Source organism: Bacillus cereus group sp. MYBK222-1 (assembly GCF_051916425.1).
Lineage (GTDB): Bacteria > Bacillota > Bacilli > Bacillales > Bacillaceae_G > Bacillus_A > Bacillus_A paranthracis.
Genome location: NZ_JBQAGP010000005.1, coordinates 110,524 through 134,229 on the forward strand (window position 1 = coordinate 110,524; position 23,706 = coordinate 134,229).

Sequence of the window (23,706 nt, forward strand, 5' to 3'; positions counted from 1 at the left end):
ACGCGCAAAGTGCCTTTTTGTGTATCTCCCATCACTATAGTTAGGAGATGAGAAGGATGAATATGAAAGAAATTAGTAAAGTAGTGGATTTGGTGAGAGAATCTAATCCGCTCGTTCATAATATTACAAATGTTGTTGTAACAAATTTTACCGCTAACGGTTTGTTAGCGTTAGGGGCATCGCCTGTAATGGCGTATGCAAAAGAAGAAGTGGCAGAAATGGCTAGCATTGCTGGAGCGTTAGTATTAAATATGGGAACACTTCGTCCGGAAGAAGTAGAAGCGATGTTACTTGCCGGTAAATCAGCAAATGTGAACAATGTACCAGTACTGTTTGATCCAGTTGGTGCAGGAGCAACATCGTATCGAACAGAAGTTGCGAGACATATTCCGGCTGAAATTGAATTAGCGATTATTCGCGGAAATGCAGCTGAAATAGCGAACGTTATTAATGAGAGATGGGAAATTAAAGGGGTAGACGCTGGTGCTGGAAATGGTAATGTCGTAAGTATTGCAAAGCAGGCAGCGGATGAATTGAATACAGTTACGGTAATTACTGGGAAAGAAGATGTTGTTACAGATGGGCAGCGAACGATTGTTATTCGAAATGGCCATCCTATTTTAACGAAAGTTACGGGAACTGGTTGTTTACTAACTTCTGTAATAGGAGCATTTGTAGCGATAGAAAAGGATTATGTAAAGGCAGCGGTAGCGGCATTAACGTTTTATGGGGTAGCGGCAGAACTGGCAGCCGCTAAGACAGTGGAAAAAGGACCTGGTAGTTTTCAAATTGAATTTTTGAATCAGTTAGCGAATACGACTTCAGGTGATATAGAGAAATATGGGAAAATTGAGGTTATATAGTAAGGAGGGAAAATAAATGTCACGTATTTCAAAGTCAGAAATGTCTAGGTTGTTATCCGTATATTTTATTATGGGAAGTAACAATTGTACGAAGGATCCACTACAAATATTGAAAGATGCACTTGAAGGCGGTATAACAATTTTTCAATTTCGTGAAAAGGGAGAAGGGGCTTTAACAGGAGAAGAACGTATTTGTTTCGCAAAAGAATTACAAGCAATTTGTAAGGAGTATGGTGTACCATTCATCGTAAATGATGATGTGGAACTAGCTCTCGAGTTAGATGCGGATGGTGTGCATGTAGGGCAAGATGATGAAGGAATTACCTCTGTTCGTGAAAAAATGGGTGATAAAATTATCGGTGTATCTACACATACAATTGAAGAAGCACGCTGGGCAATTGAAAATGGAGCGGATTATTTAGGTGTAGGACCTATTTTTCCAACGAGTACGAAAAAAGATACGAAAGCAGTGCAAGGAACGAAAGGTTTAGCTCATTTTAGAGAACAAGGAATTACAATACCGATTGTCGGAATTGGAGGCATTTCAATTGAAAATACCGCTTCGGTTATAGAAGCAGGTGCGGACGGTGTTTCAGTTATTTCAGCGATTAGTTTAGCGGAATCTGCTTATGAAAGTACGAAGAGGCTAGTAGAGGAAGTGAGTAAGAGTTTGTAGAAGAAGGCTATGTAGTATTAAAACGCTACATAGCTTTTTATGTTTTGATATCGATAGTTAGAAAAAGGGGGAGGATTGTTTGAAAAGGAAACAGTTTATAGAGTTGCAAAATGAATTGTTTCGTTTATTCGAAAAAAGAGAATTCGAAGCGATTTATAGATGCATAGATAAAGTAAAAAGGGAGTTTCCTGAAAGAATAGAAAAAACTAGTTTCTGGGAAGTGTGTGCACTTTCGGCAGAAGGTAAGTATGAGGAAGCGATTGTTAGTTTAAACGAAGCTTTAGAAAAGGGGATTTGGTGGAATCCACCTACACTTATGGGGGATGAAGATTTAAAGGGATTACGAGAGAATGCAGCTTTTAAAATGATAGTGAAAAAGTGTGAAGAAATCTTTAAGAAACAGCAGCTAACAGCCGAACCGAAATTATTTACTTATGGAAATAAAGAGGCGAAGATAGGGTTATTTTCTTTGCATTGGAGAGGATCAAATATAAATGATTTTGCACCATATTGGTGTGAAGAAGAAATACTAAATGAGTATATATTAGGTTTTCCTCGGTCCTCACAAATACATGGAATGAAGTCGTATAGCTGGGATAATCATGAAATAGCTATAAAAGACGTTATGAAAACTTTTAATGATTTTGTAAATAAATATAACTTGGAGGACATCATCATCGCGGGAGCTTCTCAAGGGGGAAATATAGCGATAGAGTTAGCGTTAAATAATATGTCAGCGACTCAAAAATTTATTGCAGTTATACCTGCTATTCGAGATGTTAAGGAAATTGAAAGTATAGTTGTATCAAATGATATAACGAATGTAGAAGGATATATTGTTACGGGAGACAAAGATCCATTTTATGAAAACACACTTCAATTAATGTCTATGTTTGAGGAATATAATGTGGACTGTAAATTAATTGTGAGAGAAGGTTTGGGGCATCTTTTCCCAGCGGATTTTACACAAATATTAAAGAACATAATGGAAGAATGGACAGCTAAAAATATTTAAACAAACGTTTGATTAAAAAAGCACAAACCCTGTAGATTTGTAGGTTTGTGCTTTTTCTTTAAAACATAATTGATATTAAGAGCATTCCAATTCCTATAGAAGTGAATGTTGCGATTAGGCCTGGAATCATAAAGCTATGATTTAAAACATATTTACCAATGCCAGTTGTACCAGTACGATCAAAGTTAATGGCAGCAACAATTGTTCCGTAGTTTGGAATGAAGAAATATCCATTTACTGCAGGGAACATCGCGATCAGTAGTGCTGGTGGAATACCGAGTGATAATCCAAGAGGCATTAAAGCACGTACTGTTGCGGCTTGGCTATATAGTAAAATAGATAGAATGAATAATGCGATGGCAAATAGCCATGGCGCACTTGTTACTAGATGCTGAATTGATCCTTGAATCATATTTAAGTTTCCGTTAAAGAAAGTATCTCCCATCCAAGCGATACCGAAAATAGCAACAACTGCTGTTGCCCCCGCTTTAAAGACGTTACCAGACACGATGCTTTCTACATTTGGTTTACAGAAAATAATAATAAGAGCTGCGATCGTTAACATAACCATTTCAATTGTGTTTGGCATGGAAAGACGGGCTAACTTCCCATCAACTATCCATCCTGGACGAAGTGCTTCAAATGAACCGAGAAGTACGACAAGGAAAGTTCCTACTAAGAAAAGGATAACTGATAATTTAGCGCCTTTTACATCAACAAATTCTTTTTTCTCTTCAATCTTAGGAATCATTCCTTCTTTTAATCGTTTTAAGTATTCAGGGTCTTCATTTAATTCTTTCCCCATTTTGCTAGCAACAAATGCAGCTATCATACAAGCGATAAAAGTAGAAGGGATACTTACTTTTAAAATATCTAATAAGGTGATTTTATAGTCAGCTAACATTGCTAAAAGTGCAACTGTTGCAGCTGATATAGGACTAGCTGTAATTGCTTGTTGGGAAGCAATTACGGCAATTGACATTGGTCGTTCCGGTCTAATTCCAGATTCGCGAGAGACTTCTGCGATAACAGGAAGTACAGAATAAGCAACGTGACCAGTTCCTGCACAAAGTGTAAATAGATAAGTAACAATTGGAGCAAAGAATGTAATGCGTTTTGGATTTTTTCGTAATGCTTTCTCGGCCAGATGAACAAGGTAGTCCATTCCTCCAGCGGCTTGGAGTGCACCAGCAGCTGTAATTACTGCTAAAATCATAAGCATGACATCAATAGGAGGAGCTGTAGGTTGTAAGTGGAAGACGAAAACAAGTATTGCCATACCAACGCCACCCATTACTCCTAGACCAACTCCGCCTAGACGTGCGCCAATAAAAATGCAGAGTAGTAACGTAAGAAATTGTAGCCAAAACATGATAAACTACCTCCGAAATTCATTAGTTAAGATATATTCGAATAATTTAATTTAAAAGAAAATTAAAATAAATATTCAAAACAATCCTTGTGTTATATACATTTTTTATTATATAACACAAGAAATGTAACATTCACGTACTTTGTTAAATTATTTTGAAAAAATAATACAGCCAAATTTTACATTTGTATCTCTAAATAGGTGGACATTTTAATTTTTATGTTGTAATCTTTGATAGAGAATAATGTAATTCTCATAGAACTCCCATATCGTTCAACTCGTTCAGCGAGAAAGGCAAACTGATGGAAACATTAGGACGCAAAACTACAGGAGCTAAGGCCGAAAGGCTACGCTAGCCAGTTACCGGACGGATAGGGTTGGTCTTGACCAATGCTTTTTCATTGGTCTTTTTTTATTTGCAAACAAATGAGAAACCTTATCAGTTGTTGATAAGGTTTCTATTTTAATAGTTTTCCTTTATATTAAGTTAATTAAGAAAGGTGATGTGAATGAAAAAATATTGGCACAAGCTATCATTTCTTCAAAAGAATGTATTGTTAACTGTGTTAGTTATTTTGACGCTTGTTGGTACTATGGGTGCGTTAAGTTTTAACATGTTTCAAAATAGCATGATGTCTATATTTGAAAGGCATTCTTTTGAAACAGGAGATACGGTATTACATAAATTAGACGAAGAAATAGTGAGAGATGTTACAAAAGACCCAGTGGCACAAAGAGAAAAGAGAGAGAAGTTAACAGAGAAATTAGATGAAGCAACGGAAGAATTGAATAGTGTTGGACAAACGTATATTGTTGGAGCAAAAAAAAATGAAAAAGGTGAGTTACTAATCGTCGACTTGTCTACAGACTTAGCAAATGTTGTTGAAGTAAGGCCGGGAGAATATTATAAACAACCAGATCTTTGGATGAAAGCATACGATAAGGTAATGAGCACGAAAAAAGCAAACATGACAGTAGTATATGAAGATCTATTAGGATCATGGGTAACGATATTAGAGCCAATTAAAGATGGAGACGGAAATATTGTGGCAATTGTTGCAGCCGATGTAGATGCTTCTATTGTTCCTATTACAAAGGAAAAATTCATTATACAAGGTTTAATGTTTATTTGTATTTCTGTTTTAATTGCAACTGTTATTCAATTCTTAATCGTACGTAACGCACTTGCTCCATTGCTGGATTTACGTGAAGGATTACGCAGAGTTGGTGAAGGTGATTTAAGTATTAAATTAGAGGAAAGACCAGATGATATTGGTATTATTAATGCGTATTTTAATAATACCATCGAGAAGTTTAAAGGAATTATAGATAAAGTGAAGCAGACAGCAGAACAGGTTTCCTCATCTTCACAAGAATTGTCAGTGAGTACGAAAGAAAATAGCATGGCAGTCCAAGGAATCGTAAGTTCTATAGTTGAGTTAAGGGCTGGCGTTCAATTGCAAGAAACGTCAGTACCAAAGTATTTAGATATTGTATATGAAATGGAAGATAGGATGGAAGAGATAACTAATATTGCAAAACAAATGACGAAAGAGTCTGAAGGTACAAAGCATCATTCAGAAAAAGGAAAAGGTATTATTGAACAGACGATGAATCAAATGAACATAATACAAAATGCAGTACAAGATTTATCTTCTATCATTTATTCTTTGGAAGTAAGATCAAAAGAAATTAGTGATATTGTAACTGTAATTACAAGTATTTCAAATCAAGCGAATTCGCTAGCTTTACATGCTACTATTGAAGCTTCACGTGCTGAGGAAACAGGAGAGGGATTTGCCGTTGTTGCTGATGAAGTGCGTAAATTAGCAGAGCAGACGGAAGCATCAGCAAAAGATATAGCAAAATTAATAGGAGAAACACAAGCAGGAACGGAAGAAGCTGTTGTTTTAATGCAAAAAACCTCAAAAGAAGTAGAGTCTGGAATGAAACTTGTTGAAAGTAGTGGTGCTTTCTTTGAAAAAATTTCGAAATCAGCACAAACTGTTACCAATCAAGTTGGAGTTGTTTCTAGCAATTCAAATAATATATTGCAAAATAGCCAAAATATTGTTCGTGTTGTAAATGAACTATCACTTATTGCAAATAAGTATGCGAATAGTAGTAGTAATGTTGAAGAAATCATGAAAGAACAGGAAATGTCTGTACAGGATATTGCTGAATTAGCCAGTTCTTTAAGCTGGCTCTCACAGGAGTTACAAGAGTTAATTGGGGAATTCAAAAGTTAAATGAAATGATTATACATGCTTTTGTTTGTTCAATAAAATAAATCATGCTACAATGAAAACGAATTAAGGACCGGGGAGCCAATTGGCTGAGAGGATGTGAGCAAACATCGACCCTCAACCTGATCTGGATAATGCCAGCGTAGGGAGTTACTTAAAGTGATGTAGCATATGTTATTCTATAATAACTTGCATACAAGGCTTTCCTACGCAGTAGGAAAGCCTTTTCTTGTTTTAAAATTTAATTTCATAAGGGGGATTTTATTATGTCACAACAAGTTACAATTTCGTTTTCAGTAGTACCACAAGCAAAGAACAAAGATGTGTATTCTGTTGTTGATAAAGCGATTGAGGTTGTACAACAATCGGGAGTTCGTTATGAAGTAGGGGCAATGGAAACGACGCTGGAAGGAGAATTAGATGTACTTCTTGATATCATTAAACGTGCACAACAAGCTTGTGTGGACGCTGGAGCAGAAGAAGTGATTACTTCTATTAAAATCCATTATCGTCCAAGCACTGGTGTAACGATAGATGAAAAAGTTTGGAAGTACCGTGATGAATATGCAAAACCAGAAGCAATCTAAAATAATTACAGCAATTTGGCTTATCCTTCTCATTGCGATATGGGAAGGATCTGTTTCATTATTTAAAATTGAACCGTGGATTTTACCGAAGCCTTCTGCCATTGTTCAAGAATTAATTGGAATGAAAGATTTACTATTACCGAATACGATGCAGACGCTGCAAGAGGTTATAATTGGACTGTTCTTTGCGATTTTAATTGGGACAAGCATTGCAATTCTTATGGACGTTATCCCTTTATTTCGTATTTTAATAAATCCGTTGCTTGTTATTTCGCAAACGATTCCAATCGTTGTACTTGCACCGTTATTTATTATTTGGTTTGGATATGGAATGCTACCGAAAGTAATGGTAGTCATACTCGTTTGTTTCTTCCCGATTGCGCTTAGCATTTTAGAAGGTTTTCAAACGGTAGATAAAAATATGTTGAAGTTGTTGCAAACGATGAAGGCAACGAAATGGCAAGTTTACCAGAAAGTAAAGTTTCCAGCAGTGCTTCCATACTTTTTCTCCGGTTTAAAAATTGCAGTTACATATAGCGTAATGGGAGCGATTATTGGAGAATGGCTCGGTGCCAGTGAAGGATTAGGAGTTATGCTTACAAGGGCTACGAAATCCTTTTTAACAGCCCGAGTCTTTGGTGTTGCAGCAATTATTGTAATGGTGACATTATGTCTGTATTTTATCGTGGAGTTTATGGCAAGAATAACAGCACCATGGATATATAGAAAGGACGGCAGAAAATGAAAAAAGGTTTAAAAGTTATGTTGGCTGCCTTATTAGCAGTAGGTGTAGCTGGATGTAATCCGGCGAAGAAAGAAGAAAGTGCAAGTAAAGATCAAAAAGTAAAAGTCGTATTAGATTGGTTTCCGAATACGAATCATACTGGCTTATATGTAGCACAAGCGAAAGATTATTATAAAAAACAAGGCTTAGATGTAGAAATCATTCAGCCTGGTGATAATGTGACGGCGGAGCAAATGATAGCTTCAGGAAAAGCTGACTTCGCAATAAGCGCACAAGAAAATGTAACGTTGGCTCGTGTGGAAGGTATTCCTGTTGTATCTGTAGGTGCGATTATTCAGCATAACACTTCAGCTTTTGCATCGCTTAAGAAAGATAATATGACGTCACCGAAAGATTTTGAAGGGAAACGTTACGGTGGCTGGGGCGGACCAGCGGAAGAAGCGACATTAAAGACAATTATGGATAAGCACCAAGCCGATTTTAATAAAGTTGAAAAAATCATTTTAGGACAAACAGATTTCTTTAAATCAATTGGTCGTGATGCAGACTTTGAATGGATTTATTACGGATGGGATGGAATTGAAGCGAAGCGCCAAGGAAAAGAGTTAAATACGATTATGGTGAAAGACTTAGATCCAGCGCTTGATTTCTATAGTCCTGTTATGATTACGAGTGAAAAACATACGAAGCAAGATAAAGACTTTGTGAAAAAGTTTATGAGTGCAACGACAGAGGGTTATAATTTTGCAATTAAAGAGCCGAAAGAAGCTGCTGATATTTTAATTAAAGCTGTTCCAGATGTAAATAAAGATTTAGTACAAGAAAGTCAAAAATGGTTAAGTACGAAGTATCAAGATGATGCAAAAGCGTGGGGAGTACAGAAGGAAGAAGTTTGGACGAATTACATGAATTTCTTATATGATAACAAAGTTATTAAGAAGAAAATTGATGTGAAAGATGCCTTTACAAATGAGTTCCTTCCAAGTGAAAAATGAGTGGATTACAAATAAAAGATATTGTGAAATCTTTCGATGGCAAGAATGTATTAGCAAATATTAGTGCTTCTATACGAGAGGGAGAATTTGTTTCTTTTGTAGGACCGAGTGGTTGCGGGAAAAGTACACTATTAAATATGATCGCAAATGTTGAAAATCCAACAAGTGGAAGTGTAACGTATAACGATAAGCAAATACAAGAGCAAGATGTTGTAAGTTATATGCCGCAACAGGATTTATTACTACCGTGGCGATCAGCTTTACAAAATATCGTTCTTCCGTTAGAAATTGAAGGGAAGCCGAAAAAACAAAGGCTGACAGAAGGAATGGAAGCATTAAAGCAGTTTGAACTAGATGAATATGCAGACCATTATCCAGATGAATTGTCTGGAGGGATGCGTCAAAGAATTAGTTTTCTGCGCACATATTTATGTGAAAAGCCAATTATGTTACTTGATGAGCCTTTTGGTAAATTAGATGCTTTTACAAAAATGGAAGTACATAGCTGGCTTCTAAACTCTTGGCACCAAGAGAAGCAAACAATCGTTATGGTTACACACGACTTAGATGAGGCAATCTTGCTTTCGGATCGCGTATTTATTTTATCTCAAAGACCAGCATCAATAGTTGGTGAGGTACAAGTGAAATTACCTAGGCCGAGAACGATGGATATGTTAACATCACTTGAGTTAAAGAAAGATAAGGAAGAAATTTTGAGAGTATTAGCTCCTTATATGAAAAAATAGAAAAAGCCTTTTAACAGTTTTTTGTATAATTACTGTTAAGAGGCTTTTTTATATAGGGGGAGAAAGATGAAAACTATAGAGAAAATAGTGGATGAATTAACGGCAGATAATCTTGAAGAAAGAAAAGCTGTATTAAAAAATCATATTTTATTAATGAAGTATGGTATGGAACATCATGAATTAAAAGAAGAAGAAATGACAGAAATTTTAAAGTGGGTTCAAGGTCGAGATCAATTGAGAAAAGATGTTCCGGAGTTACGTGATTTACATTTAATTAAAAAGTTTCAAGCGGTATTAGATGAATTTATTCATTCCATAATTTCAAATGGTTATGTAGAAGACGCGGTAGAAATTCTAGAGAGTGTATTAAAAAGTATGGGGGCAGTCGCTCATATTGTAAAAATTATGTTTGTCGGCAAAATGAAAGTTGATAGAAATTCTTTGGAAATGGTAGAGGTGCTAAAACGAGAGTGCTACAATTTAATGGAACAGCGTGCTGTTGTTGGTTTACATGCTCAAATTTTTCACGTTTTAGGTTTTGTTCATTCAATACAGTTTGATTTAGAAGAAAGATCACAGGAACACGGACGAGTTGTGATAGGTCTTTTAACAGATTTTAAAACGAGTGAATTGAAGTCTGTACAACAATTTCAAGCTGAAGACCATATTTCAGAAGTGAAAAGTATGGTGAGTAAAGGATACGGAATAGAATTACAGAGAAGAATTTATATGTGGAAATCGTTAACGCTCATCTTTACAAGTCCATATGCATTAGAAAAGATGTATAAAGAAATTTATGTAGAAAACGATAACATGGGGAAGGAACAAAAGGAAAAGTAGAGAATAGAATATAACAGAGTAGTTTATACTCTTAATATAACAAATGTTAAAGGAGTGAAAGGATAAAATGACTTTATCAACTGTTCTTCAAATGGTTTTAGCTTGATATGGGAGAAGTCTGCCCATTTTTATCGATTAAGCTAAATTGAAGACAGCAGGTAAAGAACCTTAATCCTTTCTTACGATAATATGTAATGGGTAAGGTGTATTCACCTTACCCATTTTTTATATGCACAATTAAATAAGGCTTTATACTGTTGCTCTCTCTATTTAGCTTATGAATCATAAGTAAAGGAGAGAAAATAATGAGTATATTAACGGTAGAAAATTTAAGTCATTCGTATGGTGAGAAAACCATTTTATATAATGCATGTTTTCGAATCTTGAAGGGTGAGCATGTTGGGGTAGTAGGGCAAAATGGAATTGGAAAATCAACATTGCTAAGGATTTTAACAGGAGAACTTATACATGATGATGGGAACATTGAATGGTTTCCACATGTGAAGGTAGGTTTCTTGCAGCAGCATATGGATTTACAAGAAGGGATGACAATTGAGGGATACTTGCAAAGTGCATTTGCTGATTTGTATGCGATTGAATACGAAATGTTAAAAATTGCTGAAGAAATGAATGGAGCAGGAGAAGTAGAAAAACTGTTAGTAAAGTATGGAGAATTACAAACTATATTGGAAAGCTCTAATTTCTATCACATTCATACAGAAGTTGAAGAAGTAGCAATCGGTTTAGGTTTATTTGAAATAGGTTTGAAAAAGGATGTATCGAAGTTAAGTGGGGGACAGCGAACAAAGTTATTACTTGGGAAGCTTCTTTTAGAAAAAGCTGATGTTTTATTACTAGATGAGCCAACAAATTATTTAGATACAGCTCATATAGAATGGTTGCAATCATATTTGAGACTATATGAAAAAGCTTATGTAATCATTTCGCATGACGAATTATTTTTGAACAGTATTACAAATGTTATTTTTCATCTAGAAGGAGGAAAAGTGAAGCGATACGTAGGAAACTATGAAAAGTTTGTGCAAAGTTACCAAGTGCAAAAGAAACAATTACAATCGGCGTATGCGAAACAACAAAAAGAAATCTCTCAGTTAGAAATATTTATTCAAAAAAATAAAATTCGAAAAGCGAAACAGGCTAAAAGTCGAGAGAAAGTATTAGAGAAAATGCAAAGGATTGAAAAGATTCATTCTGTAACTCGATCCCGTTTTGATTTCAGTGTTTATGAGGAGCCGGTGAGTCGTATATTGCAAGCTGAGAAACTAAGGATAGGTTATAGTGATCCTTTATGTCCAGAGTTGAATTTACAAGTGAAAAAAGGAGAAAAGATAGCGATTATTGGTCATAATGGAATTGGAAAAACGACGATGTTAAAAACATTATTAGGTCAAATTAAGCCGCTAAGCGGTTCAATTTCTGTTGGAGAACGAGTAAATCCTGCGTACTTTGCCCAGGAAGAGTTTGCTTCAGAAACAACACCCTTAGAGAAAGTTTGGGCAGAGCGACCAGATATGACAAAGAAAGAAGTGCGCCAAGCATTAGCAAAGTGTGGATTGCGAGAAGAACATGTATTAAAGCCTATTCGTTTATTAAGCGGCGGAGAACAAACGAAAGTACGTTTATGTGAACTGATCGTAACGAAAAGTAATGTTTTAATTTTAGATGAACCAACTAATCATTTGGATATAGAAACAAAGAAGGCGTTGCAGGAAGCGCTACAACGATATAAAGGAACCGTTTTACTTGTATCACATGAGCCTTCTTTCTATGAAGCATGGATAACAAAAGTGTGGAATATAGAAGAATGGAACGCTGAACAATATGAATAAAGAAAAGGCATTAGCTTGTATAAGCTAATGCCTTTTCTTTGTGATTAACATGATTTTCGAGAACTCTTACATGAGAATTGTATGAAGAAGCACTCTTATGGTGCGCTTATAAGCGTGCTTTTTCTTTTGTTATGTTTATATTTATAATAATACTAGATGCCTTTCCCTAATAGGCGACTATCCTTCTTTATGTATATATAGATAGTTTGAAATGGAATGAAAATAATTCCTATATGTAAAGGATAATGTGATTAGTATAGGAAGACAATAGAGCTTAAAGGAAATTCATGTAAAATTCAGGTGAACTTCACACGAACTTCATATTGTAAACTAAATATAGTTATAATAGGTTATTATAATGTTAATTTGTGATTTTTCATAAAATTAAAAGTTTGAATTTAGGAGAGAGGAATCAAACCTAAATTCAAACTTTAGTGAAATAATTATTGGAAGTTACGTTTAGTTTTCGCTAATGGATGGATTTACAAGTTCAGCAGGAGTGCCTGTTCCTGCTCCTCCGATTGTAATCGATCCACCAGGAGGAATTTCACCATTCCATCCTGCATTCGTAATTACGTAATGATTATTTATTTTACTACTAATTTTAGAATCCCAAACTTGTGTTAAATTGCCGTTATAATCAAATTCTAATTTCCAGTTTTTAATAGAGGTCGTTCCACTATTTTTAATTACAATCGAGAAGTTGTAACCACTTCCCCAATTTGAAGTGACTGAAAAGGTAGCATTGCTATTTCCACCAGGAGGTGTTGTGTTAGCATCATCTGTTTTAACTGTAATAGCGGTAGGCTGTGACTTATTTCCGGCAGCATCTTTGGCAATTACTGAAAATGTGTATTCTGTATTAGATTTTAAGTTTTTAATTGTAATGCTATTTGTTGTTGTACTCCACTTCTCTTCTCCAGCAGTAATTTCATATTCCGTAACTCCTACGTTATCAGTAGATGCCGTCCAGTTTAATTGAACTGAGTTTGAATTTTTATTTGTTACAGCAATATTTTTTACGTTTGTTGGTGGCTCAATATCTTTTTGAGTAATAGGTCCACCTAGTAATTCTTTTACTAACGTATCAAGTAATTTTGGTCCACTACAACTATATTTTGGACTGGTGCGACAGTCACCACTAAGCTCCCAAAACATTGCACCACTTAAACCTTTTGTCTTTATATAGTCTGTTTTATATTTCATAGATTCGTTGTCATCATAGCTAATAAATGTACCTGTAGTTGCATTATATAAATAAGGTACTTTCGCCACATCGTTCCATCCGCGAACAAAGCCATTTTTATTAACATAATTAGCTGCTAAATCACCATAATCGTACACACCTGTATCGCCGGTAGAATAGTCATCCCAAGTACCTTTAGAAGCGAGCTTTCCATCACTACCTGGTTTACAAGGTTGGTATTGTCCGTTATTTTCTTTTCCACAACTTTTCCACCCGCGTCCGTAAAAAGGTACACCTAATACGAGTTTATCTGCTGGAACCCCTTCATTTGTATAAACGTCTATCGCACCATCTACGTAAAATTTCGTATCCGCTGCTGGGTCATTTGGATCTTTGTATAGAGCTGCATTATGGTTAGAAGTAGCTTCCCATCCACCGTGGAAATCATATGTCATAATATTAATCCAATCCAGTATTTGAGAGATTTTCTTTAGCTCTGTATGATCAGCGTAACGTTGGCTTGCACCTGATGCAATTGTTAGTAAATATTGTTTACCATCTTCTGCACCAGCTTTCGTTAATGCATTTCGAACTTCTTGAAGGAGTAGGGTGAAGTTTTGCTTATCTTCAGGACGATAACTACCACCAGGAATCGTTTCTACGCCCGGATATTCCCAGTCTAAATCAACGCCGTCAAATCCATATTCGCGAAGGAAATCGACTGTAGATTCAGCGAATACTTTTCTTGTTTTTTCATCAGCGGCCATGTCAGAAAAGCGGTTAGACCAAGTCCAGCCACCAACAGAAATAATTGTTTTTAAGTGAGGATACTTAGCTTTTAATCGTTTTAGTTCGCCGAAATTTCCGCAGCGTGCGTATTTATCACAATCTTCCCAAGTTGTACCTGAGCCAGGATAAGATTTTGTGACATCGGCCCATGGTTCACCGAGTACGAGAGTACCATTAGGGACCTCTTTATTTTGCAGTGGTACACCAGATTCTTTACAGTTCCACGTTTGTTTATTTGGATTATCGGGGTGAGTAGAAGGGTTTCCATGTTTTCCATTCCAGCAAATATCAGCGAAAGCATAGTTTAAATGAGTTAGCTTTGATGCATCAATATCTGCAACTTGATAATTACGTCCGTAAATGCCCCATGAAGGAAAATACCCAACAATTTTTTGACCTTGCTTTTGTGAATCTGCTAATGCGACATTGGGAGTAATAAAGTTTGTGAGAAAAAGAGGTAAGAAGAGTAGTAGGGATAGTAATAGCAGTGTGAATTTTTTTGATTTCATAGCCATTTCTCCTTTCAAAATAAAAGATATATTTAAAGGCATGCGCCAATAAATCAAAATGAATCTAGATAAAAATGATCAGACATCACGAAGTCTATACAAGGAGCTGAAGCTGATTAAATCGTAGCAAATGTAAGATTTGGTGTAAACGCTTTATTGAATTCGAAAAGACTTTCTCAATATGAAATGGCTCTAATACAGATTACACATGAAAATAAAATATCGATTAGAGAGGAAAGGGCTTCTTGGAGTTAAATTTGAGAAAGAATTGTATGAGGTCAATTTGTAATAGCGTAGCAAGATAATGAAATTTCATGTAAAATAATAGTAAAAATATGTAAGGGAGGGAGTAATGTGGATGTGTTTTTGAATATTGCCGAAGAAAAAATTCGACAAGCAATACGGAATGGAGACCTTGATCATATTCCGGGAAAAGGAAAACCACTACAATTAGAAGACCTTTCAATGGTACCTCCAGAACTTAGAATGAGTTATAAAATTTTAAAAAACGCGGGCATGATTCCACCAGAAATGGAACTGCAAAAAGATATATTAAAAATAGAGGATTTAATTGCTTGCTGTTATGATGAAGAAGAGAGAAAAAAATTAAAAGAAGAGTTAACGGCAAAAACGCTACGTTTTCAGCAAGTAATGGAAAAAAGAAAGATTAAAGATAGTTCAGCATTTCGTATGTATCAAGATAAAGTATTTCATAAACTACGTTAAGAGGGATAAGATGAAAAACTTTGAAACAATAGAAGAATTAGTAACATATATTGAAGAACAACAATTAGTACTTCTGTTTATTAAAACGGAAAATTGTGGTGTTTGTGATGTCATGTTAAGGAAAGTAAATTACGTATTAGAGAATTATGATTACGTAGAGAAAATAGAGATATTACTGCAAGACATGCAAGAGGTTGCAGGGCGATATGCAGTATTTACTGGACCGACAATTTTATTATTTCATAATGGAAAAGAGATTCTTCGTGAATCGCGCTTCATTTCGCTTGAAAATCTAGAGAGAACCATTCAATTATTCGAGGAATAAGGGAGGCTTTTATATGGAATTTATTATTTTCATACTATTATTTGTTGTAGTTGTAACAATCTTAACAGCAGTTCGATCAAACAAAAAGAAGGTAAATCTTACAAAACAAAATAACATTCATAACTCATCTAACAACTCATCACCATTATTTTTCTTTGCGGGATCTGATAATGATAGCTCGCATGGAGGTTCACATGATTGTGGAGGGTCTTCTGGTGGAGATAGCGGAGGCAGCTGCGATGGTGGTGGAGGTGGCGGTGATTGATGAAAATGCGCCTTATATAGGCGTATTTCTTTTTAAACAAACGTTTAATTAGTTGGCTTACATTATGCATAAAAACAGTTAAACAAACGTTTGTTTAAATATTTTTAATATACTAAGGGGAATGGAAATGAAAAGGGAGCCGAAAGTGAAAAACAAGGGGAAAGTAATGTTATTTTTATTAGCTGCGGGAGGCGTATTTCTTGTTAAATTAGGAGTTAAAATTGGAATTATACACATGATTCGAACGTGGTTTGAGAGTATGTTTTCTTAAATAAGGAATATAGCCTCTTGTAATAGAGGTTTTTAATTTGTTATTATTAGACTGAACGGTCGGTTTAAAGAGGTGTGAATATGAGAAGAAGTGCAGAAGAGATAAAGAAAGAAATTGCATATAAAGCAGAAAGTCTGTTTTCACAGAAGGGCTATGCAGCTACATCTATGGAAGAGATTTGTGAAATTACAGAACGAAGTAAAGGAAGTATTTATTATCACTTTAAAAGTAAAGAAGAATTATTTTTATTTGTGGTAAAACAGCATACGTATGATTGGCTTGAAAAATGGAATGAAAAAGAGAAGTCGTATAGTACGAATACTGAAAAATTATATGGTCTCGCGGAATATCATGTAGAGGACATACAGCAACCAATTTCAAATGCAATAGAGGAATTCTCTATGAGCCAAGTTGTAAGTAAAGAGATTTTGGATGAACTATTAGCTTTAACTAGAGAATCATATGTTATGTTTGAGAAACTAATTGAAGCAGGCATACAGTCTGGAGAGTTTCGTGAAGATAATACGCGCGATCTTATGTATATTGTGCATGGATTATTATCAGGGCTTGGAGTACTTTACTACGAGTTAGATTATAAAGAGTTGAAACGTATTTATAAAAAGGCAATAGATGTATTGTTAAAAGGAATGGCAGCTGAATAATAAGTCAGTTGCTTTTCTATAAAATAAATTAGACCGAACGGTCGGTTTATGAAAGGGGAATGAAAATGAACGCTTTATTTAAAAACCGAGCATTTATGCTCGTTATGGCGTCTGATATTTTACAACAATTTGCAATTTGGATCAGAAATATGGCCCTTCTATATTTCATAATGGAGCGAACGAATAATGATCCAGTTTCCGTTTCATTGTTATCGGTTATGGAATATGCACCTATTTTTATTTTCTCGTTTATCGGTGGTGCGCTAGCTGATCGCTGGAATCCGAAAAGAACAATGGTCGCTGGAGATGTATTAAGTGTAATGTCTATTATAGGAATTGTCCTGTTGTTAAAACTGGATTATTGGCAGGCTATATTTTTTGCAACACTCATTTCCGCGATTGTAGGCCAGTTCTCTCAGCCATCATCTGCGCGTATATTTAAGCGCTACGTAAAGGAAGAACAGGTAGCGAATGCGATTGCATTTAACCAAACATTACAGTCATTATTTATAATTTTTGGACCAGTGGTAGGATCACTTGTGTATACACAACTTGGTTTATTTACGTCACTATATAGCTTAATCATTTTATTTTTGTTATCTGCTATCGCTCTTTCATTTTTACCGAAATGGGTTGAACAAGAGCAAGTGGCGAGAGATTCATTAAAAAATGATATAAAAGAAGGGTGGAAATACGTTCTTCATACGAAAAATTTACGTATGATTACAATTACTTTCACCATTATAGGCTTAGCTGTTGGATTAACAACGCCATTAGAAGTGTTTCTTGTAATAGAACGCCTTGGAATGGAAAAGGAAGCAGTTCAATATTTAGCTGCAGCTGATGGAATAGGTATGTTAATTGGTGGTATTGTTGCTGCGATTTTCACTTCAAAAGTGAACCCGAAAAAGATGTTCGTATTCGGTATGGGCATATTAGCGATGTCATTTTTAGTAGAAGGGCTATCTACATCATTTTGGATTACTAGTTTCATGAGATTTGGAACAGGTATTTGTTTAGCCTGTGTTAATATCGTTGTCGGTACGCTTATGATTCAACTTGTACCAGAAAATATGGTTGGAAGAGTAAATGGGACGATTTTACCGCTGTTTATGGGAGCTATGCTAATTGGTACTGCTTTAGCTGGAGGATTAAAGGAAATGACATCACTAGTTATTGTGTTTTGTATAGCAATGGCACTTATTTTATTAGCAATAGGGCCAGTTCTACGCATGCAAATAAAGAAAGAAGATGTCACTAATAAAGAGGAACTAACAAATTCGTTAGCGTCGAAATAACTATTGTAAGGGAGCAGAAGTGCTCCCTTTTTCTTTGGCGAACTTTTGACAACTATATGAGCCAATTATATACTGATGATGTAAAAACGATTTTACAGGTTAGGAGAAATGGTGTGAAAAATCAAATCTATGAATTACGCACTGAAAATAATATTTCACAAGGCGCATTAGCTGATAAATGTAAGGTTTCTAGACAAACGATAAATGCAATTGAGAATAATAAATATGATCCAAGCTTAGCGTTAGCTTTTCGTTTAGCGGAAGTATTAGGAACAACTGTTGATAAACTATTTTTGTACAAGCAGTAGGGGGAGTAGTTGTTGGGGAAAGAAAAGATAAGCCTTTTCGTTACTATATTAGTTGCTATAGGTACGTTAGTGTATGCACTTTACTATTGGTTAACTGAACTTCAAGTAAACTGGTATGCACTATTTATTTGTAGCATCGCGTTACATTATCTATTTAAAAGTTTGGCATCACATAGCGTCGAAGGGGATACTGAGGAGAAAGATGATTTAGAAAAACATGTATTAAAAACAAGTGCCAATGTTACATATTATGTACTCGTTGTATTAATTTTTGGCTTGTTTTTCGCATCGGTAGGCTTTAATAGATGGATTGATTTTCATAACATACCGTTATTGTTTGCGTTATGTGCTGCGATAGTTGTAAAGCCGGCTGTTGAGTTTTTAATTGTAAGACGTTATAGATAAAAAAGATCCTCTTCTTGCATGAAGAGGATCTTTTTCTTATAGCGTTTTAGTTTTCGGATTAGGTGGTGTAACGGATGTATTATTTTCAGGGACCTTAGTTAATAAAAATCCACCGATAATAAACAACACAATAATACTAAGAACACCAGCATTTGTTTTTCCTGTTAATTGCGTTGTAACACCGACTAATACTGGACCCATAATCGCGGCAAATTTGCCAAATATATTATAAAATCCAAAAAATTCATTTGCAGATTCTTTAGGTACTAGTTTTGCAAAATAGGAACGACTAAGTGCTTGAATCCCGCCCTGAGAAGTAGCAACTAACATTGCTAAAATCCAGAAATCGAGTTTCGTTTTTAAGAAATAAGCATATATGCAGATAATGATGTAAATAATAATACCGACATATAGCATTTTTTTACCGGTAAATGTCTCCGATAGTTTTCCGTACAATAAAGCGAATGGACAAGCTACAATTTGTGTGACGAATAATATGATTAATAGATTTGTTGCACTAATACCGAGGTCTGTTCCGTAAGCGGTGGACATAGTAATAATTGTATCGACCCCATCAATATAGAAAAAGTAAGCAATTAAGAACATAAAGACCGTTTTATATTCTTTAATATTTTTAAAAGTATCAGCAAGGCGTTTGAAGCTCATTGTAATTGGTCTTGGGTGACGTTCAATATAGTGCGTTTGTTCTACGTTTTTTAGCATTGGAATTGTAAATAATCCCCACCAAAGAGCTGTGATCGCAAATGAAATTTGACTAGCAATGCCGACTGATAAAGGGATAGTTCCTTTTTGAGCAAGAATGATAAGAGCGATACAACCGATAAATGGAATAGTACTCCCAATATAGCCTAAAGCGAAACCTCTTGTAGAAATTCGATCCATTCTATCTTCAGAAGTGACATCTACTAAAAATGCATCATAAAAAATGTTTGCTCCAGCAAAACCGACTAATGCGAGCATATAGCATCCTAGTAATAAGTACCACTGAGATGTTGGAACGACTGCTAGCATACTTGTAAATACGATACCGAGTCCAAAGAAGAATGTGAAAAATCGTTTTTTAAATCCTTTATAATCAGCAACTGTGCCGAGAATAGGAGCAAGTATAGAAATTAAAAGTGTTGCGAACGAGTTTGCATATCCCCAATATGCTGTTGAAGTTGCACCAGATAACCCAGCTTCTTTTGCAGCTGCTTTAAAGTAAATTGGGAATAATGCGGTTGTAATGACGAGCGAATATACGGAGTTCGCCCAATCGTATAATATCCAGCTTTTTTCTTGTCTGGACATTTTTTTCATATAATGTTCCCCCTCAAATTTGTTCTACTAACAGTGTACAAAAATAAAAATTATAAAAAGAGAAACAATGATGAATTTTACATAACTTTTACATATATACACAGTTCTTTACAATTGGAGTAAATCCTCTACAATTGATCCGTCTGTTTCACCTAAGTGTAAACCGAGTAGTCTAGCGATAGTTGGGCCTTCATCAATAAGTCTCATATACGGTATGGTAATGCCGCTTTTTATTCCTTTCCCAGCAGCTATAAAAATTGTTTCATAGTTAGGTTTTGTTGGAGAGTATCCATGCGTACCAAATGTATATTTTTTACTAGGCGTAACATCTTTTTCAGTAATTTCTTTTATAAAATCTCCTGTATAGTTTTCAGTGAAATAATACCCTTCTCGTGCTTCCAACATAAATAAACAATTGCCATCTGCACCGCATTCCTTCGCATCCTCATCATGAAGTATAAATTCAATACCGTTTTGTTTATTTTGAAGCAGTTCTTCAAGGAGTAGTTGTACTTCTCGAATTGTATCGGTATCGTTTTTGTCTTTCACATATACATAGGCGGACCCATCGCAACTTTGGCAATAAGCATTCCAGTCTACTAATTTTCCTTTTGAATTTATAGAGATAAGCCCTTTTTGATGAAATAGTACATTTAATTGAATGGCTTTGTTTTCACTTAAAGCGCTATGATCACCAAGAGCGATAATAGTGCTCTCTTCGTATAGTCCACTGTCTTTTAAAGCTTGAATAATTTTCCCTAGTCGCTCATCATGTCTATGAATTGCGGCTATTGTTTCTTTTGATTCAAAGCCGTGATAGTGTCTTTGGGTGTCTAAATCGGTGAAATGTACAAACATGACATTAGGCTTTTTCGTCTGGATTGTATGCACAGCAGAAGCAAGTACAAAATCATCGAGTTCAGGTTGTGACACTCCATTTCGTATATGGCCGAAACGACGATTTAAATCTAATTGATATAGCGGGCTACCGCTAAATAATGAAACTAAAACTTGATTTTGCCACGGTCTATTTGGAAAGATTTCTGGTAAATTGTAATCAATATTTGCTCTGCCGGTAACAGGCCATAGAAGGGCAGCTGTCGTTAAATTTGCTTTATGTGCTTCATCATATAACGTTTTTCCTTGTATTGATTTTCGGTACCAATGCCAATCGGGTGATTCACGTCCAGGTTGAAGTAACGTATTGCTAACAACACCATGTTTATTAGGGTAATTACCAGTTACGATTGTTGAGTGACTTGGGTATGTTACAGAAGGATAAATTGGTTCTACTTTTTCGACAACCGTACCCTTTTTGATTAGAGATTGGAAGTGAGGTAATTTTTGTAGTATAGGAAAATCTAAAGCTGATAAACAGTCGAATGATAAAATGATGACACGATTCGTTAATGCTTTATCCATAAAGTAATCCTCCTAATTATATAAAACCTATTACTATATACTACTATTAATACCTAGTAATAAAAATATGTTTTTAAATAAAATTTATTATTTATTTTCAGAAAAGTTGAACATATAATAAGTATAAGGGAATCTATGGAAGGAGGGAATGGTATGGACTGGTTAGATGGATTTGGTATATTTTACATCATTGGCGGAATCACGATTATCCTTGTATTTGCTATTTCGTATTTACTAAAGAAACGGTTTCCAGACAAGCAGCTCGATATTATATTTGCACTTAGTCTAATACTTCTTTGTTTAGCATCCTTTCCTGTTACAATGATGGTTATTGGTGGATGGGAAGGAATGGGGTATGGGTTTATTGGTTTCTTCGTCCTACTTGGTACACTTATTGGTATGATTGCACATCAACTTTTAAAAATATCACGAAAAAGCTACGTATAAAACTGTAAAAAATGAAAAGAATATATAAAAATAAGAAAATTCACTCTTGTTTTGAAGTGAAATTTATATTATGATATTCAACAAATTTATTTTGTTATAACGATGAAAAAGGACTAGTATATGTTCAACCTTTTTAGCAGAGAGAGAATCCGTCAGGCTGAAAGATTCTTAAAAAGACAACATGGAACCTACCTTTGCGTTCTGCATATGCAGCGGGAATTTCCCGTTATCAAAAAGAGAGCATGCGCAATTTTGTGCATGAATCAGGGTGGTAACGCCGGCAAAGCTCGGTCCCTATTTAGGGACGCGGGCTTTTTTGTATTTTCTAGAAGGAGGAAGACGGACTATGGCAAAAGAACAAGTACAAGCGATTACGAAGATGGAAGAGGACTTTGCACAGTGGTACACAGATATTGTAAAAAAAGCAGAACTTGTTGATTATTCAAGTGTAAAAGGATGTATGATTCTACGCCCGTACGGCTATGCCTTATGGGAAAATATGCAGAAAGTTATGGATGAGAAGTTAAAAGCAAACGGTCATGAAAACGTGTATATGCCAATGTTTATCCCAGAGAGCTTATTACAAAAAGAGAAGGATCATGTAGAAGGATTTGCTCCTGAAGTAGCATGGGTGACACATGGGGGGGATGAAAAATTAGCAGAAAGACTTTGTATACGCCCTACATCTGAAACTTTATTCTGTGAGCACTTTTCAAAAATTGTGCAATCCTATAATGATTTGCCAAAGTTATATAATCAGTGGTGTTCAGTAGTTCGTTGGGAAAAGACAACGAGGCCATTTCTTCGCACAACGGAATTCTTATGGCAAGAGGGACATACAATCCATGAAACAGCAGAAGAATCTCAAGCTGAAACGTTAAATATTTTAAATCTATATGCTTCTTTCTGTGAAGACTATTTAGCGATACCGGTAATTAAAGGACAAAAAACAGAAAAAGAAAAATTTGCGGGAGCAAAGGCAACTTATACGATTGAAAGCTTAATGCATGATGGGAAAGCACTTCAAACAGGAACATCCCATAACTTTGGAACGAATTTCTCTGAAGCATTTGATATTAAATTTTTAGATCGTACCGGTAAGTGGCAATATGTACACCAAACATCTTGGGGTGTATCAACGAGAATGATAGGTGGACTGATTATGGTTCATAGTGATAATAATGGGCTTGTAATGCCTCCTAAAGTTGCACCAGTGCAAGTTGTTATTGTACCGATTGCGCAGCATAAAGAAGGAGTTTTGGCGAAAGCGCTAGAGTTACAAGGACATATTCAAAAGGTTGCACGAGTAAAAATAGATGCTAGTAATAAAACACCAGGTTGGAAATTTAATGAGTATGAAATGAAAGGTATTCCAATTCGATTAGAAGTTGGTCCTAAAGATATTGAAAAGAATCAAGTTGTACTCGTAAGAAGAGATACGAAAGAAAAAGAGTTTATATCAATGGATCAATTAGAAGAACGCATTCCAGCACTACTTGAGGAAATTCATAACTCTTTATTTAATAAAGCAAAAGTATTTCGTGATGAAAATACGTATAGTGTGACGAAGTTTGAAGAGATGAAAAAATTAGCTGATGAAAAGCAAGGATTTATTAAGGCGATGTGGTGCGGGGAACTAGCTTGTGAAGAGAAATTAAAAGAAGAAGTCGGAGTATCTTCTCGCTGTATGCCTTTTGAGCAAGAGCATTTAGCTGACGAATGTATTTGTTGTGGTAAAGAAGCAAAACAAATGGTGTATTGGGGAAAAGCGTATTAATGCTCTTTTGGATAGGAAGGATGAAAAGGACTTTAGGCTGCATAATAAAATGCAATCCAAA

At 35.3% G+C, this 23,706-nt stretch carries 24 protein-coding genes, 2 riboswitches and 1 other annotated feature; of the genes, 20 read left to right on the forward strand and 4 right to left on the reverse strand.

Going from position 1 to position 23,706, the window contains the following annotated elements:
• The first annotated feature begins 56 nt into the window (after positions 1 to 56).
• From thiM to ACTFR9_RS21005, 3 genes are all read left to right on the forward strand, one after another.
• Entirely contained in the window at positions 57 to 863 is an 807-nt protein-coding gene (gene thiM / locus ACTFR9_RS20995; RefSeq protein ID WP_001056114.1) for a hydroxyethylthiazole kinase, read from the forward strand.
• 16 nt (positions 864 to 879) lie between these two features.
• Positions 880 to 1,539, forward strand: a complete 660-nt coding sequence (gene thiE / locus ACTFR9_RS21000) for a thiamine phosphate synthase (RefSeq protein WP_048557295.1) — start codon at positions 880 to 882, stop codon at positions 1,537 to 1,539.
• Positions 1,540 to 1,618: 79 nt separating this feature from the next.
• The gene (locus tag ACTFR9_RS21005) at positions 1,619 to 2,554 is read left to right on the forward strand and encodes an alpha/beta hydrolase (RefSeq protein WP_048557294.1); all 936 of its coding nucleotides are present in this window, start codon (positions 1,619 to 1,621) and stop codon (positions 2,552 to 2,554) included.
• A gap of 58 nt (positions 2,555 to 2,612) precedes the next feature.
• On the opposite strand, the gene ACTFR9_RS21010 is transcribed toward ACTFR9_RS21005, so the two are convergent.
• The gene (locus tag ACTFR9_RS21010; protein WP_048557293.1) at positions 2,613 to 3,926 is read right to left on the reverse strand and encodes an anaerobic C4-dicarboxylate transporter family protein; all 1,314 of its coding nucleotides are present in this window, start codon (positions 3,924 to 3,926) and stop codon (positions 2,613 to 2,615) included.
• Positions 3,927 to 4,209: 283 nt separating this feature from the next.
• Positions 4,210 to 4,294: riboswitch (cyclic di-GMP riboswitch) on the forward strand.
• A 141-nt stretch (positions 4,295 to 4,435) separates the two neighbouring features.
• Here ACTFR9_RS21010 and ACTFR9_RS21015 point away from each other — a divergent pair.
• From ACTFR9_RS21015 to ACTFR9_RS21045, 7 genes are all read left to right on the forward strand, one after another.
• Positions 4,436 to 6,175, forward strand: coding sequence for a methyl-accepting chemotaxis protein (locus tag ACTFR9_RS21015; RefSeq protein WP_229136789.1), 1,740 nt, complete (start codon positions 4,436 to 4,438; stop codon positions 6,173 to 6,175).
• Positions 6,176 to 6,236: 61 nt separating this feature from the next.
• Positions 6,237 to 6,338: riboswitch (TPP riboswitch) on the forward strand.
• Positions 6,339 to 6,438: 100 nt separating this feature from the next.
• Positions 6,439 to 6,759 carry an MTH1187 family thiamine-binding protein gene (locus tag ACTFR9_RS21020; RefSeq protein ID WP_000082897.1) on the forward strand — a complete coding sequence of 107 codons (321 nt, stop codon included), beginning with the start codon at positions 6,439 to 6,441 and terminating at the stop codon, positions 6,757 to 6,759.
• Positions 6,731 to 7,504: an ABC transporter permease gene (locus ACTFR9_RS21025; RefSeq protein ID WP_001057149.1), complete on the forward strand. Its 774-nt coding sequence runs from the start codon at positions 6,731 to 6,733 to the stop codon at positions 7,502 to 7,504. The genes ACTFR9_RS21020 and ACTFR9_RS21025 overlap by 29 nt, the downstream gene beginning before the upstream one ends.
• Entirely contained in the window at positions 7,501 to 8,499 is a 999-nt protein-coding gene (locus tag ACTFR9_RS21030; protein ID WP_000715551.1) for an ABC transporter substrate-binding protein, read from the forward strand. The genes ACTFR9_RS21025 and ACTFR9_RS21030 overlap by 4 nt, the downstream gene beginning before the upstream one ends.
• Positions 8,496 to 9,245, forward strand: coding sequence for an ABC transporter ATP-binding protein (locus tag ACTFR9_RS21035; protein WP_000016065.1), 750 nt, complete (start codon positions 8,496 to 8,498; stop codon positions 9,243 to 9,245). Before ACTFR9_RS21030 ends, ACTFR9_RS21035 begins: the two co-directional genes overlap by 4 nt.
• Positions 9,246 to 9,311: 66 nt before the next feature.
• Positions 9,312 to 10,085 carry a hypothetical protein gene (locus tag ACTFR9_RS21040; RefSeq protein ID WP_000848342.1) on the forward strand — a complete coding sequence of 258 codons (774 nt, stop codon included), beginning with the start codon at positions 9,312 to 9,314 and terminating at the stop codon, positions 10,083 to 10,085.
• 305 nt (positions 10,086 to 10,390) lie between these two features.
• Entirely contained in the window at positions 10,391 to 11,935 is a 1,545-nt protein-coding gene (locus ACTFR9_RS21045) for an ABC-F family ATP-binding cassette domain-containing protein (RefSeq protein WP_000025937.1), read from the forward strand.
• Positions 11,936 to 12,394: 459 nt separating this feature from the next.
• Here ACTFR9_RS21045 and ACTFR9_RS21050 read toward each other — a convergent pair whose 3' ends face one another.
• Positions 12,395 to 14,419 (reverse strand): glycosyl hydrolase family 18 protein, encoded by a 2,025-nt coding sequence (locus ACTFR9_RS21050; protein WP_229136790.1) that lies wholly within the window; start codon positions 14,417 to 14,419, stop codon positions 12,395 to 12,397.
• Between the two features lie 354 nt (positions 14,420 to 14,773).
• On the opposite strand from ACTFR9_RS21050, the gene ACTFR9_RS21055 reads away from it, so the two are divergent.
• From ACTFR9_RS21055 to ACTFR9_RS21090, 8 genes are all read left to right on the forward strand, one after another.
• The gene (locus tag ACTFR9_RS21055; RefSeq protein WP_000382354.1) at positions 14,774 to 15,145 is read left to right on the forward strand and encodes a J-domain-containing protein; all 372 of its coding nucleotides are present in this window, start codon (positions 14,774 to 14,776) and stop codon (positions 15,143 to 15,145) included.
• A 10-nt stretch (positions 15,146 to 15,155) separates the two neighbouring features.
• Entirely contained in the window at positions 15,156 to 15,470 is a 315-nt protein-coding gene (locus ACTFR9_RS21060; protein ID WP_000787596.1) for a thioredoxin family protein, read from the forward strand.
• 13 nt (positions 15,471 to 15,483) lie between these two features.
• A complete protein-coding gene (locus tag ACTFR9_RS21065; protein ID WP_000394355.1) occupies positions 15,484 to 15,735 on the forward strand; it encodes a hypothetical protein in 252 nt (83 codons plus the stop codon).
• Positions 15,736 to 15,862: 127 nt separating this feature from the next.
• Positions 15,863 to 16,006, forward strand: coding sequence for a hypothetical protein (locus ACTFR9_RS21070; RefSeq protein ID WP_000817978.1), 144 nt, complete (start codon positions 15,863 to 15,865; stop codon positions 16,004 to 16,006).
• An 80-nt stretch (positions 16,007 to 16,086) separates the two neighbouring features.
• Positions 16,087 to 16,668, forward strand: coding sequence for a TetR/AcrR family transcriptional regulator (locus ACTFR9_RS21075; RefSeq protein ID WP_001254444.1), 582 nt, complete (start codon positions 16,087 to 16,089; stop codon positions 16,666 to 16,668).
• 65 nt (positions 16,669 to 16,733) lie between these two features.
• A complete protein-coding gene (locus tag ACTFR9_RS21080) occupies positions 16,734 to 17,966 on the forward strand; it encodes an MFS transporter (protein WP_229136791.1) in 1,233 nt (410 codons plus the stop codon).
• A gap of 56 nt (positions 17,967 to 18,022) precedes the next feature.
• Positions 18,023 to 18,274 carry a helix-turn-helix transcriptional regulator gene (locus ACTFR9_RS21085; protein ID WP_001996603.1) on the forward strand — a complete coding sequence of 84 codons (252 nt, stop codon included), beginning with the start codon at positions 18,023 to 18,025 and terminating at the stop codon, positions 18,272 to 18,274.
• Positions 18,275 to 18,286: 12 nt separating this feature from the next.
• Complete coding sequence (locus ACTFR9_RS21090; protein WP_000514010.1) at positions 18,287 to 18,679, forward strand: hypothetical protein; 393 nt, start codon at positions 18,287 to 18,289, stop codon at positions 18,677 to 18,679.
• A gap of 36 nt (positions 18,680 to 18,715) precedes the next feature.
• Here ACTFR9_RS21090 and ACTFR9_RS21095 read toward each other — a convergent pair whose 3' ends face one another.
• Positions 18,716 to 19,999, reverse strand: a complete 1,284-nt coding sequence (locus tag ACTFR9_RS21095; protein WP_229136792.1) for an MFS transporter — start codon at positions 19,997 to 19,999, stop codon at positions 18,716 to 18,718.
• Between the two features lie 108 nt (positions 20,000 to 20,107).
• On the reverse strand, positions 20,108 to 21,421 hold the full coding sequence (locus tag ACTFR9_RS21100) for an alkaline phosphatase family protein (protein WP_061131250.1): 1,314 nt from the start codon (positions 21,419 to 21,421) through the stop codon (positions 20,108 to 20,110).
• Positions 21,422 to 21,574: 153 nt separating this feature from the next.
• On the opposite strand from ACTFR9_RS21100, the gene ACTFR9_RS21105 reads away from it, so the two are divergent.
• Positions 21,575 to 21,868, forward strand: a complete 294-nt coding sequence (locus ACTFR9_RS21105; protein ID WP_142242858.1) for a YesK-like family protein — start codon at positions 21,575 to 21,577, stop codon at positions 21,866 to 21,868.
• 93 nt (positions 21,869 to 21,961) lie between these two features.
• Positions 21,962 to 22,167 (forward strand) — a binding site (T-box leader).
• Positions 22,168 to 22,214: 47 nt separating this feature from the next.
• The gene (gene proS, locus ACTFR9_RS21110; protein ID WP_061185488.1) at positions 22,215 to 23,645 is read left to right on the forward strand and encodes a proline--tRNA ligase; all 1,431 of its coding nucleotides are present in this window, start codon (positions 22,215 to 22,217) and stop codon (positions 23,643 to 23,645) included.
• Positions 23,646 to 23,706 lie beyond the last annotated feature (61 nt).

What these genes read in the sequence shown, in the direction of transcription:
- thiM (WP_001056114.1), top strand. Translation starts at nt 57, where the DNA reads ATGAATATGAAAGAAATTAGTAAAGTAGTGGATTTGGTGAGAGAATCT.
- thiE (WP_048557295.1), top strand. Translation starts at nt 880, where the DNA reads ATGTCACGTATTTCAAAGTCAGAAATGTCTAGGTTGTTATCCGTATAT.
- ACTFR9_RS21010 (WP_048557293.1), bottom strand. Translation starts at nt 3,926, where the DNA reads ATGTTTTGGCTACAATTTCTTACGTTACTACTCTGCATTTTTATTGGC.
- ACTFR9_RS21015 (WP_229136789.1), top strand. Translation starts at nt 4,436, where the DNA reads ATGAAAAAATATTGGCACAAGCTATCATTTCTTCAAAAGAATGTATTG.
- ACTFR9_RS21020 (WP_000082897.1), top strand. Translation starts at nt 6,439, where the DNA reads ATGTCACAACAAGTTACAATTTCGTTTTCAGTAGTACCACAAGCAAAG.
- ACTFR9_RS21025 (WP_001057149.1), top strand. Translation starts at nt 6,731, where the DNA reads ATGAATATGCAAAACCAGAAGCAATCTAAAATAATTACAGCAATTTGG.
- ACTFR9_RS21030 (WP_000715551.1), top strand. Translation starts at nt 7,501, where the DNA reads ATGAAAAAAGGTTTAAAAGTTATGTTGGCTGCCTTATTAGCAGTAGGT.
- ACTFR9_RS21035 (WP_000016065.1), top strand. Translation starts at nt 8,496, where the DNA reads ATGAGTGGATTACAAATAAAAGATATTGTGAAATCTTTCGATGGCAAG.
- ACTFR9_RS21040 (WP_000848342.1), top strand. Translation starts at nt 9,312, where the DNA reads ATGAAAACTATAGAGAAAATAGTGGATGAATTAACGGCAGATAATCTT.
- ACTFR9_RS21045 (WP_000025937.1), top strand. Translation starts at nt 10,391, where the DNA reads ATGAGTATATTAACGGTAGAAAATTTAAGTCATTCGTATGGTGAGAAA.
- ACTFR9_RS21050 (WP_229136790.1), bottom strand. Translation starts at nt 14,419, where the DNA reads ATGAAATCAAAAAAATTCACACTGCTATTACTATCCCTACTACTCTTC.
- ACTFR9_RS21060 (WP_000787596.1), top strand. Translation starts at nt 15,156, where the DNA reads ATGAAAAACTTTGAAACAATAGAAGAATTAGTAACATATATTGAAGAA.
- ACTFR9_RS21065 (WP_000394355.1), top strand. Translation starts at nt 15,484, where the DNA reads ATGGAATTTATTATTTTCATACTATTATTTGTTGTAGTTGTAACAATC.
- ACTFR9_RS21070 (WP_000817978.1), top strand. Translation starts at nt 15,863, where the DNA reads ATGAAAAGGGAGCCGAAAGTGAAAAACAAGGGGAAAGTAATGTTATTT.
- ACTFR9_RS21075 (WP_001254444.1), top strand. Translation starts at nt 16,087, where the DNA reads ATGAGAAGAAGTGCAGAAGAGATAAAGAAAGAAATTGCATATAAAGCA.
- ACTFR9_RS21080 (WP_229136791.1), top strand. Translation starts at nt 16,734, where the DNA reads ATGAACGCTTTATTTAAAAACCGAGCATTTATGCTCGTTATGGCGTCT.
- ACTFR9_RS21085 (WP_001996603.1), top strand. Translation starts at nt 18,023, where the DNA reads ATGAGCCAATTATATACTGATGATGTAAAAACGATTTTACAGGTTAGG.
- ACTFR9_RS21095 (WP_229136792.1), bottom strand. Translation starts at nt 19,999, where the DNA reads ATGAAAAAAATGTCCAGACAAGAAAAAAGCTGGATATTATACGATTGG.
- ACTFR9_RS21100 (WP_061131250.1), bottom strand. Translation starts at nt 21,421, where the DNA reads ATGGATAAAGCATTAACGAATCGTGTCATCATTTTATCATTCGACTGT.
- ACTFR9_RS21105 (WP_142242858.1), top strand. Translation starts at nt 21,575, where the DNA reads ATGGACTGGTTAGATGGATTTGGTATATTTTACATCATTGGCGGAATC.
- proS (WP_061185488.1), top strand. Translation starts at nt 22,215, where the DNA reads ATGGCAAAAGAACAAGTACAAGCGATTACGAAGATGGAAGAGGACTTT.